The sequence below is a fragment of the uncultured Cytophaga sp. genome (assembly GCF_937863595.1).
Lineage (GTDB): Bacteria > Bacteroidota > Bacteroidia > Cytophagales > Cytophagaceae > Cytophaga.
On record NZ_CALMGQ010000093.1, the window covers coordinates 1 to 16,723 of the forward strand.

Annotated in this window: 13 protein-coding genes and 1 riboswitch; of the genes, 1 reads left to right on the top strand and 12 read right to left on the bottom strand. The window is 33.0% G+C overall.

All coding sequences use genetic code 11. The features are described from left to right. Positions 1-97: 97 nt before the first annotated feature. The 4 genes from Q0543_RS08885 to Q0543_RS08900 form a co-directional block, all read right to left on the bottom strand. On the bottom strand, positions 98-520 hold the full coding sequence (locus Q0543_RS08885) for a peptidylprolyl isomerase (protein WP_299251503.1): 423 nt from the start codon (positions 518-520) through the stop codon (positions 98-100). A gap of 95 nt (positions 521-615) precedes the next feature. Next, the gene (locus Q0543_RS08890; RefSeq protein ID WP_299251506.1) at positions 616-2,343 is read right to left on the bottom strand and encodes a WG repeat-containing protein; all 1,728 of its coding nucleotides are present in this window, start codon (positions 2,341-2,343) and stop codon (positions 616-618) included. Positions 2,344-2,414: 71 nt separating this feature from the next. After that, positions 2,415-3,011, bottom strand: coding sequence for a DNA-3-methyladenine glycosylase (locus Q0543_RS08895; RefSeq protein ID WP_299251509.1), 597 nt, complete (start codon positions 3,009-3,011; stop codon positions 2,415-2,417). A 4-nt stretch (positions 3,012-3,015) separates the two neighbouring features. After that, a complete protein-coding gene (locus Q0543_RS08900; RefSeq protein WP_299251512.1) occupies positions 3,016-4,266 on the bottom strand; it encodes a nucleoside recognition domain-containing protein in 1,251 nt (416 codons plus the stop codon). A gap of 81 nt (positions 4,267-4,347) precedes the next feature. Between Q0543_RS08900 and Q0543_RS08905 the strand changes: the two genes are divergently transcribed. Continuing rightward, positions 4,348-5,082 carry a hypothetical protein gene (locus tag Q0543_RS08905; RefSeq protein ID WP_299251515.1) on the top strand — a complete coding sequence of 245 codons (735 nt, stop codon included), beginning with the start codon at positions 4,348-4,350 and terminating at the stop codon, positions 5,080-5,082. A gap of 3 nt (positions 5,083-5,085) precedes the next feature. On the opposite strand, the gene Q0543_RS08910 is transcribed toward Q0543_RS08905, so the two are convergent. From Q0543_RS08910 to mnmA, 8 genes are all read right to left on the bottom strand, one after another. Then, positions 5,086-6,111 carry a DUF5074 domain-containing protein gene (locus Q0543_RS08910; protein WP_299251518.1) on the bottom strand — a complete coding sequence of 342 codons (1,026 nt, stop codon included), beginning with the start codon at positions 6,109-6,111 and terminating at the stop codon, positions 5,086-5,088. Next, positions 6,111-7,730, bottom strand: a complete 1,620-nt coding sequence (locus tag Q0543_RS08915; protein ID WP_299251521.1) for a DUF4465 domain-containing protein — start codon at positions 7,728-7,730, stop codon at positions 6,111-6,113. The genes Q0543_RS08910 and Q0543_RS08915 overlap by 1 nt, the downstream gene beginning before the upstream one ends. A 4-nt stretch (positions 7,731-7,734) precedes the next feature. Next, on the bottom strand, positions 7,735-9,645 hold the full coding sequence (locus Q0543_RS08920; RefSeq protein WP_299251524.1) for a TonB-dependent receptor: 1,911 nt from the start codon (positions 9,643-9,645) through the stop codon (positions 7,735-7,737). Between the two features lie 118 nt (positions 9,646-9,763). Further along, positions 9,764-9,962: riboswitch (cobalamin riboswitch) on the bottom strand. A gap of 202 nt (positions 9,963-10,164) precedes the next feature. Beyond that, positions 10,165-12,576, bottom strand: coding sequence for a TonB-dependent receptor plug domain-containing protein (locus Q0543_RS08925; RefSeq protein WP_299251527.1), 2,412 nt, complete (start codon positions 12,574-12,576; stop codon positions 10,165-10,167). A gap of 25 nt (positions 12,577-12,601) precedes the next feature. Further along, positions 12,602-13,255, bottom strand: a complete 654-nt coding sequence (gene rpe / locus Q0543_RS08930; RefSeq protein WP_299251530.1) for a ribulose-phosphate 3-epimerase — start codon at positions 13,253-13,255, stop codon at positions 12,602-12,604. Positions 13,256-13,280: 25 nt separating this feature from the next. After that, positions 13,281-14,879 (bottom strand): S8 family serine peptidase, encoded by a 1,599-nt coding sequence (locus Q0543_RS08935; protein ID WP_299251532.1) that lies wholly within the window; start codon positions 14,877-14,879, stop codon positions 13,281-13,283. Next, a complete protein-coding gene (locus Q0543_RS08940; protein WP_299251535.1) occupies positions 14,866-15,549 on the bottom strand; it encodes a hypothetical protein in 684 nt (227 codons plus the stop codon). Before Q0543_RS08940 ends, Q0543_RS08935 begins: the two co-directional genes overlap by 14 nt. Beyond that, positions 15,546-16,655, bottom strand: coding sequence for a tRNA 2-thiouridine(34) synthase MnmA (mnmA, locus tag Q0543_RS08945; RefSeq protein WP_299251537.1), 1,110 nt, complete (start codon positions 16,653-16,655; stop codon positions 15,546-15,548). The genes Q0543_RS08940 and mnmA overlap by 4 nt, the downstream gene beginning before the upstream one ends. Between the last annotated feature and the right edge of the window lie 68 nt (positions 16,656-16,723).

A 16,723-nucleotide genomic window follows, 5' to 3' on the forward strand; every position in this document is an offset into this window, starting at 1 on the left:
AAATCTACACATTTATTTTGTTTTTGAGCGTTACAATTGGTTTTGCTCAAACACCTTATTATCCTGCAACTTATTATAATACGGCTACAGGAACTGGCTATACATTAAAAACACAATTGTATAATATAATTAAATCAACAATTTCTATACCTTCTGTAACTTTACCAAAACATGTATGTACACCATCTAGGTGGCCTGTATTTTTGCGGCTATGACAGATAAAGAATTGAGATCCGCCTGTGTCCTTGCCTCTATGGGCCATAGATAAAACGCCACGATCGTGATGTTGGCTAGGGTTTTTTGTTTCACATTTAATAGAATACCCTGGGCCACCAGCACCAGTACCGTCTGGGCAACCACCTTGAACCATAAAATCTTCAATTACACGGTGGAAATTTAAGCCATCGTAATAACCGCTTTTTGCCAATTTAACAAAGTTTGCTACTGCAATAGGAGTATCTTGATCAAAGAATTCTACTTTCATTACACCTTTACTTGTGTGAATTTCGCCTGTTGTCATAATGTATATATATTATTTTGGAATTATATCGTGTGTAAAAGTACTAAATTAAATAGGAGTTTTGGTAACGAATTATGAAATATGCCAATATTGATTTATTGCTTCTCTCCTACTTTATTTATTTTATAACTTGTTTTACCTGTTTCTACAATGTAAAGCTTGGCATTGGATGAATCTGCTTTAATCGAAACAGCTTTAATTAATTTCGTTTCAATTCCATCTTGATTTATCAAACACCATTTTTTAGAACGCATCACAGGTATAGGCATTACATTCGTTGTGTCCATATAGTTATATATGTAGGTAGAAACAATTGTTCCATCTGTTCGAAGTAAAGACCAAAAATTATCTTTATTAACTTTAATGTGATTTGGATCTGTAAGCAGGATTGCATTATATTCCGATGCCAGTATTCGTTTACCAGAGATATCGAATAATCCTTTTTTATCATTTTCAGAAACAATATAAAAATGTTTTTTTCCTAATTGACCTGATTCTATGCTTGAGAATTTTGGTTCAAGTATATACGTTCCATTCTCATTAATGAGTCCTAATTTTCCATCTTTTTTTACAGTTGCAAATCCGTTTGCGAACTTTTCAGTTTCATCAAAACCGGTATCAAATTTATTTTTGTTGGTTTTACCATTATAATAATACCCTAGATTACCTTCTTGTACGCGAATAAATTCAATAGAATCGGATGCATTGATTTTTTCAAATGTGCTAGATTTGAAAATGTTGGATGTTATTGGTACTAATAATTGCTGATCGTTTCCATTAATAGATCCTATATAATATTCTTTAGTTTCAGAAATAGATAATTGTTTAAATGTTGGTTTTACAATAAAAGAATCTTTTAAATCGATTATGCCAAATGTTTGGTCTTTTGCAACTACTGCAACGCCATTGTTAAAGTCACTAGCATAAATGTATTTAGGCTTTATATATACTTTCCCTTTTATGGAAGCGTATCCAAATAGATTGTCTTTTTTAATTCTAAAATACCCATTACTGTATGGCGCGATGGATTGATATTCTACAGGTAATAAAATTCCACCCGACAAATCTAACAAGCCATATTTAGAACCATTTTTTGCAATTAAAATATTCGTTTTAAAGACATCTATTGAATCGTAGGTTGGATTTAATGTTACCTTTCCGATGTTATTGAATATTCCCCATTTGCCATCTTGATCAAAAATAATATCTCTTGGCGAAATCTTTTTTACGTGTTCAATATTTGGTTCTAATAAAAAGCCACCATTCACGTGATTCACTACGCCTAATTTGCCATCTTTTTGAATTAAAGAACAATTTGGCGAGAGCACTTGTGCAACCGTATATTGAGGTGTTATAATATATTTTGTTTTGTCTTCATCAAATAAACCCCATACATTTTCTTTTTTTATCCAAGTCAATTCTGTTCCGTGTATGGCATACATATCTGTAAATTGATGAGCCAAAACATTTCTACCTTTATCGTCTATTAGTCCCCACAGTCCATCTTTTAAAGCCCAAGCCTTATTGTATCTAAAGTTTAATATTTTTTCATATTGAACAGGAACTATTAAGTTTCCATTGCAATCTAAAACACCGCATAAGTTTCCTCTTTGAACAATTGCTTTATTACTACTGAATGGGGAAACTTTTGTAAATATAGGTTCCACAACCATCATGCCCATTAAATCCGCATACCCCCAAGCCTTTTTCTCTTTATCGTAATATGGAAAAAGGTCTTCAGGACAACTATTACCTTGTTGAGCCGCAACTTGAAGGCTTAATCCAAGTAGGCAAAAACAAATTATTTTTTGAATCAATTTCATATATTCTGTATTGGTATAATTTAATAATGCTATTTATATAATTTGGTTACACGTATTTATAATAAATTAATTTACACTTTACTCACCCATTTGGTTCCATCTATATAAAATCGCCAAGGTTTATCTTTGTATTCTTCCGCATAGTCTATTCCTACGCGTTTAGTGGCATGAATGAACTCTACAATAATATTTCGATCTTCAATCCAAACCGTGTTACCGGTTAATGATAGTTTATTGTGTAATTTATTTATGCCTAGTGCTTTTGATACGGATCCAGGACCTGATGTAATTGTTTTATTAAGAGTATGTTTATTTCTGCGTTTCATCATTATTTCAATACCTTCCAGTGGTTCAATAGAACGTATTAAGATTGCATGTGGCTTGTCTTTCTGATTTGTGATTACATTGAATAAATTGTGTATACCATAACACACATATACGTAAGCTATAGCACCTTCCATATAAAACACTTCTGTTCGCGCAGTTTTTTTATTTCCATAGGCGTGAGAAGCTTTATCTTCTGGTGCCATATAGGCTTCTGTTTCTGTAATGATCCCTGAAGTTATTTCTCCATCTATATTTGTCACCAATACTTTCCCTAATAAATCTTTACTTATTTGAAGTACGTCTTCACGCAAATAAAAAGACGTATCAAGTTTTTTGTTCACGATATTATCCAAAGAATAAAATTGATACAACAATTGCAGCTATCATACTTGCAAAATCAGCAAACAGACCATAGCTAATGGCATAACGTGTATTCTTTACTCCTACAGAACCGAAGTACACTGCAACAATGTAGAACGTTGTATCAACAGCTCCTTGAAATATACACGATAAGCGACCTGTAAAAGAATCTGCTCCATACTGTGTCATGGTGTCAATCATTAGGGCTCTAGATCCACTCCCACTTAATGGTTTCATTAAGGCCGTTGGTATTGCTTGAGCAATTTCTATTACGCGTTGATTGTTACTTGATAGGTGTTTAACACCCACAATGATTATGTCAAACGCACCGCTTGCTTTGAATAAGGTTATTGCAGACAATAAACCTACTAAATAGGGAATGATTCGAATGGCAACATCGAAGCCTTCTTTGGCACCTTCAATGAAAACCTCAAATACATTTAATTTTTTATAGAGACCATACCAAAGAAAAAATATTATGACTGAAAATAAAATAATGTTACCCGAAAGTTCAGAATAGAGCTTAATCAAATTTGGTGTTAATTGTAAAAAAAACGCAATTAAAATGGAGATAAAAAAGGTTATTCCTATTAATGATAGTAATAATGTTTTATCTAAAAAATTTATTTTTTGTTTGATACCAACTAATATCATACCAACCAAGGTAGCAACGAATGTAGTAATGAGTATAGGTATAAATACATCACTCGGACTACTAGAGCCCAACTGGGCTCTGTACATAAATATATTGATTGGAATGATGGTTAAACCAGATGTATTTAATACCAGAAACATAATTTGAGAATTAGAGGCAGTATCTTTAATGGGATTTAATTCTTGTAAACCTTGCATGGCTTTTAATCCTAAAGGCGTAGCTGCATTGTCGAGCCCCAACATATTCGCAGAAAAGTTCATTAAAATATTTCCTAATACAGGGTGACCTTTAGGAATATCAGGAAATAGTTTTGAGAAAAAGGGAGCAATAAAGTTTGATAATTTTTCGATTAAACCTGCTTTTTCAGCAATTTTTAACAAGCCAAGCCAAAGGGTTAATATACCTGTCAACCCAATTGCTAATTCAAAAGCACCTTTTGAAGAATCAAATAAGGCAACAACCATTTCAGGAATGGCATTTAAATTATACAGAGAACTTGTTTCTGGTAGGGCAAATGTGCGAATGAGGCCTAATAAAAAAGCAATTGTGAAAAATCCAATCCAAATATAAGCTAAAAGCATAGTTTGATTCGTTAAACTTTAGTAATTTTAATTAAGTAAATTTAATTAAATAAACCCAAATCAAATTAATAATCAGCAACTATGTTTAAAAGCTCTTTATTTTTCAAGTCAATAACTCTTAGTGTATTAACATTGGGTATTCAATTCATGACATCTGCACAAGTAGAAGAGGTACCTTTAAAAGCTAAGAAAAATAGTATTAAAATTAGTCCAACCGCTTTTGCAGTATCTACCTTTGCACTTTCGTATGAACGGTATATTTCAACCAGTGTTTCAGTACAAATTAGTGGTGGATATATGTCTGCATCTAAAAGTTCAGATAAATCTAATAATAATGGTTTAAATCTGTTTGGGACTAATAATAACAATACATCTACACCTACAGCTTCAAAAGATAAAGCATCTGGTGGTTTTGCAGAGTTAATGGTTAAGGTTTATTTTTTGAAAGGAAAATCAGTAATGAGTGGATTATACTTTGCTCCTTATGGACGTTATGGCCAAAATAGTTTTGAAATAAATAGATCGATTACACCTTACAATAACAATTATTATAATAACCCGTACCCGACTCCAATACAATATCCAGCATTTAAATACACCATTGAATCTTATGAAGGTGGAGCTGTATTCGGTTATCAGTTGATAGCTGGTAACGCATTTGTATTAGACATGTATCTAGGCGGTGGACTAAAAGTTTCTAATAATTCTTCACCACTTTTCTACCAGAAAAGCGATCGTAGTTTTTCAATTTTAGAATCACAAGACTATACGGGGATTAGACCTAAAGTTGGTTTTAGAATTGGATTCGTTTTCTAGGAATTATTTAATCAACATATATCCACTAATAATGCCGGCCTTGAAAGATTCTCTTTCGAGGCCTTTTTTATTATATATATGTATTGTCGAACGTTGAGAATAATCGCCTGCATCGCTTACCACAATATCACCATTGGTTTGATTGATGGTGAGTCCATAAAAAGTTTTTCCTAAAGCTGAAATACAAATATCTTTTGTGGAATTTATATTTTGTGTGTTTAATTTATAGACATCATTTTCAATCCAATATATATGTTTATCTAGTATGCTATAATGAATTTTAGAAGCCAAACTATTAAATGTTGTAGCAGTAATATTTCTGACTATACTCCTATCTACAGGATTGATGCATTTTAATGATGGATAAATCGATTTGCTTTGATTTCCATCACATAATAACCAGATAAAATTATTATCATCAATAGCAATTGAAGAGCTTCCAAAGCCTATATCAATACTATCTTTTAATACTTCTGCTGCAACATCGATCAAATATAGATATTTACTTTTTGGACTTGTTACGTACATGGTATCCTTATATTGAAGAATTTCTTCTGTCCAATAATTGATCGTAATTTTCTTTTCTATGTCCAGTGATTGGGTATTTAATATTGAAACACCTTTGCCGTATAAATCTGTCACATATGCTTTGTATGTTTTGGAAAATGCAATGTATCTTGGTGATATTAATCCAGTGATGGTATTCGTATTTAAAAAATCGGAATTCAAAATTTCAATTTTTGAAGAATTGTTAACAACTAAGAAAAAATTATTCTCATAAAAATAGAGCGATTGACATACATCGCCTGCTGTTTTATTATTTTTAGCGAAATAAATATCTTGTGTAACAGTTTTTTGAGCAGAATCATAAAAACTCACACTGCCATTGCCTGATTGAAAATTACCCTCATTAACGACATAGATACCTTTCTTTTGTAAATCCGGCAAAGGATCAGATTCCTTTGCCGGTGGTTTACAAGAGATACAAATAAAAACAATAACAAGTAGTCGAATGGATATTGTTTGCATTAGTTTATTTTAATTATTTTTTGTGCTGTTGTGCCTATACGTATATAGTAAATTCCATTATCCCAGTTTGATGCGTCAATGTTCATTGTTTCCGATATTGTTTTACTTGTAACGATTGAGCCAGTCACATCATAAATATAAAGTTCTTCTCCAATAATGGATTGATCTAGCACTGAAATATTAAATTGGCTAGCAGATGGATTTGGGTAAACTTGAATAATTTGCTTGTTTGCTTTAACGATTGAAGTAGCCATATCATTTTGATTGATAACGCCGATAGCATCCAAATCAAACCCACTAGATGCAAAAGGTGTTGCATATGGATCATTGATTGGATTGCCCAATGAATCTTTTGAGGACACAGCTAAATCAATTGTTCCTATTACATCAATAATTTTTACATGCGTAATATTATTAATGTCTAATAATGCATTGTTTTTCAATTCTTCTAAGTCAAATGGTGTGCCGTAGCTAGCTACATATTTACCTGCTAAATTATAAATTAAAGAAGCATCCATTGGTTCAAAACCGCCTAATTGGGATGTTGCATTGGTTTTAGAAACAGATGGGAAACGTACATAATTAATACCATCTGAACTTACTTCTACGAAAGCCAATTCTAGAAATTGAATTGTACCAACATTAAATCCGTTTTCAAAAACTGCAAAATCGGGGCCTACTCCATTTTTTATTGGAACTGGGAATTCTAAAATTGCAATACCATTATCTCCCAAAGAAACAATACCGTTTGCACCAGCTTTAAGTGTACCATTAATTTCTTCACCAGCACTTGCGTAACCTCCATTAGGGTGTGCGAAATCTTGAAATCCTCTAGTTACTGTACAAGTCGATGCCCAAGATTTAAATATCGAACTGTCTTTATAAATTGCCTGCTTGCTGCCATTTACAACTGCCTCGTCATATAATGGTTCATTAAAATGATCCATCGCAAAATAGCTTGGTGTATTCATGCCATAATCTCCATTATCTGTTGATTTTAATAAGAAAATCAAACTATCAATAACGCCTAACGATCTAAGATCAATCCATCTCCAAGTACTTAATACATAATCTTTCGAATTATCATCAAATGTAAAATCAGCTAACTTTACTTTCACCGTGTCACTTATAACAGCATTATTTCTATATCCTGTTATAGCTAATTGAAAATAATCCGGATCGGAACCCATTGCGCCACCAAATTTTTTAGCAAATGCATCTCCATTCAACATGGATAGTGCAGCATAGGTTGTATTGGCTACATAAAACCCAGTCACTTCTTTTGTTTTAGCAGAATTTTTTAATTGTATTATTGATTTGTTTCTTCCAATAGCAAATTGGGATGAACCTCCTACTCCACCTCCTGTATATACACTGTATTGATTTGTATATCCTTCAGTTGTTACGTCAGTATGATTTGAATAACCGAAACCAGTTGACCAATAACCAGAATTTTTTATTTTAAAATAAGCATCGCCATCTGTAAAACCTTTTGAACCATCTGCTCCGATCCAATATCCATTTGCATCTAATGGAAGATTGTCAAATGTTGATGTATTTTGTGCAACTCCATAAAGCGAATGTGCAACGAGTAATAGACATGTGTATAGTTTTTTCATGATATTAATTAAACGTATATGTTAGGGTAACTTGATAATTTCTTAAAGGCATGGGCCTGCTTGCTACAACTTGGTATGATTTATTGCTGATGTTATTAATACGCGCATTGATTGATATACTTGATTTCGATTTTACTAAACGAGTACTGTAAGTAACATAAGTATCAAAAATATGATATGGGTTTATATAGTCTGAATTATCAGATGTGATAAAGCTCCATGATGTATAATTATAGATACACCCAACACTTATTCTTTTTAATTGAATGGATGTTGTAAACGAATTTTTATAAAGCGGAACATAAATTAATTGTTTATGAATACGTTCGTCTGTACTTGCCAAATTTGATTCATTGGTAGATTTCGTAAATGCAAATGAATTTTTTATTTGCAGTGTTACTTTTGAAATAGGAATGCTTATTCGAGTTTCAGACTCCAAGCCTCTTGACCAAACTTGTTGAATATTTTCGGGTGTCCATATACCATAACTGGGTGTCCATAAAATCCAATCTTTAATTGTTCTGGTATATACTGTAACATCCTGATAGACTGAAATTTTGTTTATTATTTTTTCAAAACCAATACCTGCTTCATAGCTCCAACCATTTTCTGGTTTTAAGTTTACGTTGCCACCTGGATTCCAATATAAATCGTTTAAAGAAGGGACTCTATAATTATATGAAGCTAAGCCATGAAATTTAAGTGATGTAATCAAATGATAATCTAAGCCTAATGATGGCGTAAAAGGAATCCAATTTTTGACCCATTCTTTGCGGATAGAAGGAACAAGGATTATTTTTTTATGAAATAATTTTATATTCGATGAAAGAAAGAAGCCCACTTTATTTTGATTAACACTTGAGTCAGAAAAATTATTTGAATTTGCTTGTTGCAATAATACTTGCGAACCTGCTAATACTACAATGTTTGATGTAAGGGTATATCTATATTCAAATTCTGCTTGTAACAGTTTACTGTAAATAATGGAATGTATGTTTGATGTATCGGATTGATAGTTCATTTTATCAGATTGATAGCCTATCTTGGTTTGAATCACGGATCTTTTTTTTACCCAATTCCATTGTAAGCCTTGTTTCCAATTACGATCATATTGTGTTGCATCGGAGAAGGGGGCAGAAATAGTTCCTGGTATATCTTTGTCAAATTGTTGATACCACATCCAATATTTAAACGTACTATTTTTTATACGTTTTGAATAATCTAAATACATACCTCCTTGTTTTTGAAATGCATGATCTAATTTTTTCTTTTCATTTTGATCGTAATAAGGGATGATATTTGTCGCTTGTTTGTAATATAAAGCCGCATAAAATTGTTGTGTGGAATCTCCCAAACGAGTGCTAATAATGGGTAGCAAAGAGCCGAAACTTGCTTGCTGGTAGCTTATGTTTAGTTGCTTGCGTTTAACAAAATTGGTTTCATTTGATAAATGTATGCTTCCACCAATTGCTCCGCTACCCATTAAAGATACTTGTGATCCATACTGAATGTTCATGGAATTAAATAAAAATGAAGGTACAATGCTGTAATCTACTTGGCCAGTTGTAGGGCTATTAAGCAGCATGCCATTCATCGTTGTTTGGGTCTGCGATGCCGAACCTCCTCTTAAGGATATGCTCGATAAAGAACTTACGCCATATGATTTTATATATACAGAAGATTGATTTGATAGCACATCTGATAATGAACCTGGGTTATTTTTTAAATAGGTAGAATCAATTTGTATTGTTTTGCTACCAGCAGAAAAGTCTTGGTATCGATAGCCAATAATTTCTACATCTTTTGATTGATAGGATGAGTCACTATTCGTTTGCGCGAATAGTGATTCTGAACGTATTGCACAAAGCAATAGAACAATCCATACATACCGGTTGTAAATAATACAGAACTGCATCAAATGATTTATTTATCATTCGAAAACTTGTGTGAATCAATAGGAAGATAAATGCAACAAAATAGTATGGGGACATACTAATGAGTGAACTTATCCGCGAGCCTTTTCACCGAAAGCTTCGAATAGTGTGTTTTTTGGCAGGTCTTCTGACTTACTCTCTTGCATTTACCTTCCCATCTCGATCGCAATCGGGACAGTGGCTAAATAAAATACAAGATTGGTATGAGCTTACAGCAGCGGGAACTGTTTCGGATTTACACCGAATTCCCTTTTAATCATCTCAAAGAATGAGATAAACCAATAACATTACAAAGGTAGTAATTAATTATGAATTATGAATGCAGAATTATAAATTATGATGAAACGTATGATTTGAATCATACGCACTGTATATTAAAAATGTACGTTGTACTTTTCTGAGAACTAAAAATTAACATTCTTCTTTTTATATTCATTGTAACTTAGAAATAAATCTAATTTTGTCTAGTAACTAGAACCTAGCACCTAGAAACTAAAAATTTAAAACCGAACAATCGTTTTCAAATTCACAACCCTTGCTGTTAATGTATTCGGTATTGCATAGGTATTACCTGCATAATCTGGTATCCATAAATAAGATATGGTATTTGATATACCTAAGAGATTGAGAACTTCTAGACTAATCCAAATAGACTCAAAGGTGCTTTTTTGAATTATGTTCTTATCATTAAATGTTATTAATTTAGAAAAACCAATATCTACTCTTTTGTAGGAAGGTGCAGTCAATGAAGAACGATACTCCGGTTTACCTGGAGGTCCAAATGGTAGACCAGATGCATACATTAAACTTAGATATACTTTTATGCTTGGATTATTTGGTATATAGTCTTGGAAAAATATGGATGCCGTTACTCGTTGATCTGTTGGTCTGCGTATGTATCCTCTATTATCGTTATTGATGTTCTCTTTTGTTGTTAGTATACCTAAATTAAACCAACTCTCTACTCCTTTTACAAACTCACCATTCAAACGCATATCCAAACCTGTTGCATAAGCAGTACCGTCATTTATTCCATAATATCGTATGCGTACATCGTATAAATCATACGGTACAATTCGATCCATATATTTTACATAGGCTTCTGTGATGAAGGTAAACTGCCTACCCCATCGCATAAATTTTTTATCAATAGCTGTTATGAAATGATATGAGCGTTGGGCTTTTAAATCAGTATTTATAGTTCCATCGAGTGCGCGCATTTCTCTATAAAATGCAGGTTGTTGATATACCCCAGTACCAATACGTAATTTGATCGATTTATTTTTCCGAGGTTGGTAGGAATATTGAAGACGTGGTGAAAAAATCAATTGCTTATTTAACGACCAATAATTCATTCGAACACCTGTTACAAAAGTATGGGTTGAGTCAATATTGAAAACATGTTGTATATACGCTTGTAATCTAGAAGAATTCAAGATTTTTTTTTGATATACAGAGCGTGTTAAATTTACATACGATGCTGAATCTGTAAAATTATATTCATCGTAATAATCGTTAATGTGTTCTTTTGTATAGGATGCACCAAACTCAATTGCATTGAATTTGTTTGCATGAAAAGTATTATTATTGTTTAATATAATAGAACTGGCATGGAGAAAATTTCTTCCATGTTCAAAGTACGATCCCGTTCCTTTTGTTACAACATTCTTATTGTATGCAGGTGTTGTTGGATCTATTTCTACTGAACTAATTCTGTAACCAGATTCAATATCGTAGGTTTCTCTTTCAGAAGTTTGATACCCATTCAATCCAATCTTTGTTTTAAAACGATTTGAAAATTTATGACTATACCGAATGCCTCCTTGAGTTGTTTGGTATGTTAAAATATCTCTTCCGTCGAAAGCTACATCAAACTGTAGAGGATCATCTAAGGTGCCAAAAGAAGTTTGTCGTGTAGTTGGTGTAACTTGATATTTATTTTTAGAAATAATACATAATATATCTAAGGTTGATTTACCTGGGTTGTAGGCATATTTTGATTTGGAAGTAATGTCCATTGTTACTACGGTTTGCCAATCCCAAAACCGAGGCTTGTACTCTCCTTTCGTATCTAATGTATTTAACAAATAGGACGCAGACTTTAATCGTGCACCAGATACAAATGATAATCGGTTATTAAAATTTGTTCCTTCAATATGGGCAGAGCCACCTAAAAAACCAGCTGTGATTGATCCTGCATATTTTTTAGGAGTTTTATAATCTGCATTTAAAACAGAAGATAATTTATCCCCATACTTGGCTTCCCACCCTCCAGAACTAAAACTTACTCGTTTAATCAAATCGGGATTAACAGCACTCAAACCTTGTTGTTGTCCAGCTTTAGCAAGTTGCGGAGAATATATTTGAATGTCATTTATGTAAACAAGATTCTCATCGTAATTTCCCCCTCGAACAGAATATTGTGTAGACAATTCATTATTTGTTGAGACCCCCAATGCCATGGAAGGCAATACTTTTGAAAAATCTCCAAAAGCTGATGGTACATATTTTGCCGAAATAGTATTTATTTCAATAGCATTATACACCATACTATCCTTAGCTGCATAATCAATTATTTCAATGACTTTCCCATTACTTTCATCTTCTTCTGCAGTAATATTGAATAAAATAGTCTCATTGGATTTGGCCGTTATGAGTGTTGGATTGCTTTTTATTCCTATACTTTTTATACTAATGAAAACTGGTTTGCAGCAAGGAATAATCGTTTTGTAATATCCGTTATCATCACTAGTTGTTAGAAAAATAGAATCGTCTTGAAAAATATAAGCTCCAGGTATGGTATCTCCAGCCTGTGATATAACGAATCCTTTTAACGTAGCATTTTGTGAATAGCAAAAACTCGTCAGAATGAATGTGAAAAATAACGTATATAATATTTTACCAATATACATTCTGACAAGTTTCTATAATCAATGGTTAGATTTTTTTCATTTCTTCAATTGTAGCAATTGGGTCTTTGGAAGAAAAAACATAATTGCCTGCAACCAATACATCAGCACCTGCTTGAACTAATTTAGGCCCTGTAACATCATTTACCCCACCATCAATTTCAATCAATACGCTGGCATTATTTTCTTGAATCAATGCCTTTAATTCACGTACTTTTTGATACGTATGTTCTATAAATTTTTGTCCACCAAAACCAGGATTTACAGACATCATACATACTAAGTCAATATCTTTTATTACATCTTTTAATAGATGTATCGGTGTATGCGGATTAATTGCTATACCAGCTTTGCAGCCAGCATCTTTTATTTGGTATATCGTTCTATGCAAATGTGTGCATGCTTCATAATGTACAGAAATATTTGCTGCACCCGCATCTCTAAATGCTTCAATATATTTTTCTGGATTTACTATCATCAAATGAACATCCAGTGGTTTGGTCGCATGTTTTTTAATCGCTTGCATAACAGGGAATCCGAAAGACATATTTGGAACAAATACGCCATCCATAATGTCAATATGAAACCAATCTGCTTTGCTAGAGTTAATCATTTTAACATCGCGTTCAAGATTTCCAAAATCTGCAGATAATACACTTGGTGCTATTAATACGTTTGTCATAATGCAAATATACGAAATGTTAAGGCTATAATTTAACCCATTTAATGGTTTCTCTATCATTTGGAGAATCAATGGAAACAAAATACATCCCTTCACAGAATCCTACAACCCACTCTTTCAGTTCAATAAAATTAGATTGAGCTATAATGGTATTGTTTAAGACTAATCGACCTTGATTATCAAAGATCTTTATGGTGTATTGTTCGTTACTATTAGGGACCTTCAAGATTAATTGTCCGTTTTGATATGGATTTGGTGCAATTAAAAAAGTAGATTCTTTCGTGTAAATGGAAGCAAAGGAAAATATCCTAGGGAAATAAGGGGTACCATGACCAATTGAATTATTTGGATTTGAATAATGATCACAAGATTGAAGTAATAAACTTTTGAGAAGTTCATTAGAAAGTGTCGGGAAAGTTTGTTTCATTCCTGCTAACATTCCAGCAATCATTGGTGTTGCTAAAGATGTTCCTCCTGTTACAAACATATCCCCATTAGGCTTAATACACGTGATAGAATTACCTAGTGCGCACAGATCGGGTTTAATTCTACCATCTGCAGTTGGGCCAAATGAACTAAAGCTGGACTTCATATTATTCGCATCTACCGATCCTACGGCAAGAACATGTTTTGCATCTGCAGGTGTACCTATGTATTTCCAATAATTCGTCCCGTCGTTTCCTGCACTACATACAACCAGCATCCCTTTTTTATAAGCAATATCAGCAGCCCTAGCAATAACACTGGTCTCTCCATCCATTTGATTGTAAGTATAACTATCTATTGTATTGTCGTAAGTAGTATATCCAAGAGATACAGATATAATATCAGCACCACAACTGTCAGCGATTTCTGCTGCTCTTAGCCAATTGTATTCTTCTAAATTTGATTCAGTCGCTGCTACTTCCGTTCGTAATAAAATAAAATCGGCTTCTGGAACGATACCTTTATAATTTAGCGCATCTGCTGCGAGTACAGACAGCATATACGTTCCATGATTGTCGTCATTATAAATGTTATTTTCATTATCTGCAATATCGTAGGTATGTATTATCTGATGATTATTCCATAAATGTTTGAACGCAGTTAGTGTATCAACTCCTGGAAATCCAGAATCTGTAATGGTTATTAAAACATCTTTTCCTTTTATTCCAAGATCATGCATATAATTTATTCCTAAAAAATCTGTATAATTCGATGCATAATTATTCGATTGTAAACTTAATTCAGTGGTATATGTATTTTTTGCTGCAGAACGATTAAAAGTTGTAGTGCTATTTTGTACAAATGGCAATAAAGTTATTTGATTAAAGGAGGCTGATGTAGCCTGTATACACACCGCATTCATCCATCTTGACGTATACCGAATTTCTGCACCTTCAGTTTTTAAAATATTCAAATACGGTTCTGAAACGGGCAAATCCATTGAATCAATGGGTATGCCAGATGATTTTTTTTTTAAGATTGAACGGGCAGATAAAAAATTCTCTGGTGTGTTTACGTTACCAATGCTGCCTTGTTTATCTTTTAAAAAAATTATATACGTATTTGTTTGAGCACATATCAAGTATGAACTGCTTATTAATAATAAAAAAGTATAGATTAATCGACTACGGAGTACCATAATCTATGAGTGTTTCTTCCACGATCTTCCCAAATTCTATTATTTGTAAACCAATGTTTGCAGGGTCTGAATTGTATTGTACTTGTTCGTATTTTTTATACACCATGCCAACATTTTTTGCATATACCCTATTTCTATAATCTTTTGATACAAAATTTAAGGTATGCTCTTCATTCACATTTACCGTTTCAGAATAGTTCGTTGAACCAACCATATACGGTTGTTGAAAATTGGTTGCTTCATATAAATCCGGTCCACTGATGTTTTTGGTATTACCATCCCATATTTTTCCTGTTGATAATGGAAAAACCAATCGTATATAATCGATGTTATTTTCTTTGATTGTAATCTGATTTTGGTTTGTAGTGAAAGCCCAAACAGAATCAGGTTGAAGTGGCCAATCTACTGTTGTTGTTGGTTTGTAAAATCGATACAATTCATATATTAAAGTATTATTATTAATATATACTTCGTGGATGACATCTTTTCGATTGTATGTGGTATCCGTAATGAGGCTATTGTATTTTATTTCATGTACGTTATAAATCCAATATCTTCCAATATCCGTTGGGAAATATTCTATGCCGGTTAATGTAGGTACAGAATCATTGTTGCGTTTACAAGAAAAGCAACCAATTACAACACATATAAAAAATATTTTTTTGATCATCCGTTTTGTTTAAAGCTTGATTTTATCCAACCACCTCCAATTACATCGTCTCCTTCATAAAATACTGCTGCTTGCCCTGGTGCAATTGCTTTAACAGATTCGTGAAACGTCACTCTAATTTCGTCGCCAATTTGTTCAATTGTAGATGGTGTTCCATCATCATTATAACGAACTTTGGTTATTGCTTCTTTAACGTTGCCTTTTATGTTTTCGTATTTGGATAAGGTAAGTTGATCCACCCACATTCCGTCGCGGTTCAAGCCTTCTTCTTTTCCTAAAATCACTCTGTTCGTATCTTTTTGAATTTCTGTCACAAATACAGGATAACCCAATGAAATCCCTAAGCCTTTACGTTGACCAATGGTGTAAAAAGGATATCCTTCATGTTTTCCAACAACAGTACCATCTTCTAATACGTATTCGCCTCCTCTAACTTCTTCTTCTAAACCAGGATTTCTTCTTTTTAAAAATCCTCTGTAGTCGTTATCAGGAACAAAACATATTTCATAGGATTCGCTTTTGTTTACTAAGTCCATAAAACCTCTTTCAGTTGCCATCGCTCTAATATCTGTTTTATGTAGATGTCCCAGAGGAAAAGTCGTTCTACTTAAACTTTGTTGAGAGATACCCCATAATGCATAGGATTGGTCTTTATTTTCATCCAAACCTTTAGATATTACAAAACGATTGTTTTCTTCCCGTACTTTTGCATAATGCCCTGTGGCGATAAACTCACAATCCATTTTATCTGCTCTCCTCAATAAAGAATCCCATTTAATATGTGTATTGCATAATACACATGGGTTGGGAGTACGTCCATCTAAATATTCTTTATTGAAATGATTAATTACATAATCGCCAAATTCTTCACGTATATCAACAATGTAATGGGGAAATCCTAAACTTACTGCGATATTACGTGCATCATTAATAGAATCAAGACTGCAACAACCAGTTTCCTTTTTACTCCCCCCCAAATTGGCATAATCCCACGTTTTCATCGTCATACCAATCACTTCGTACCCCTGTTCGTGTAACATTACTGCTGCAACCGAACTATCTATACCGCCACTCATGGCAACTAAAACTCTTCCTTTTTTACTCATTTTCAGTGAATTCCTTATTCTATCCAGAAGTAACCAATAAATAGCTTACTTAGTTTCTTTACATTTTA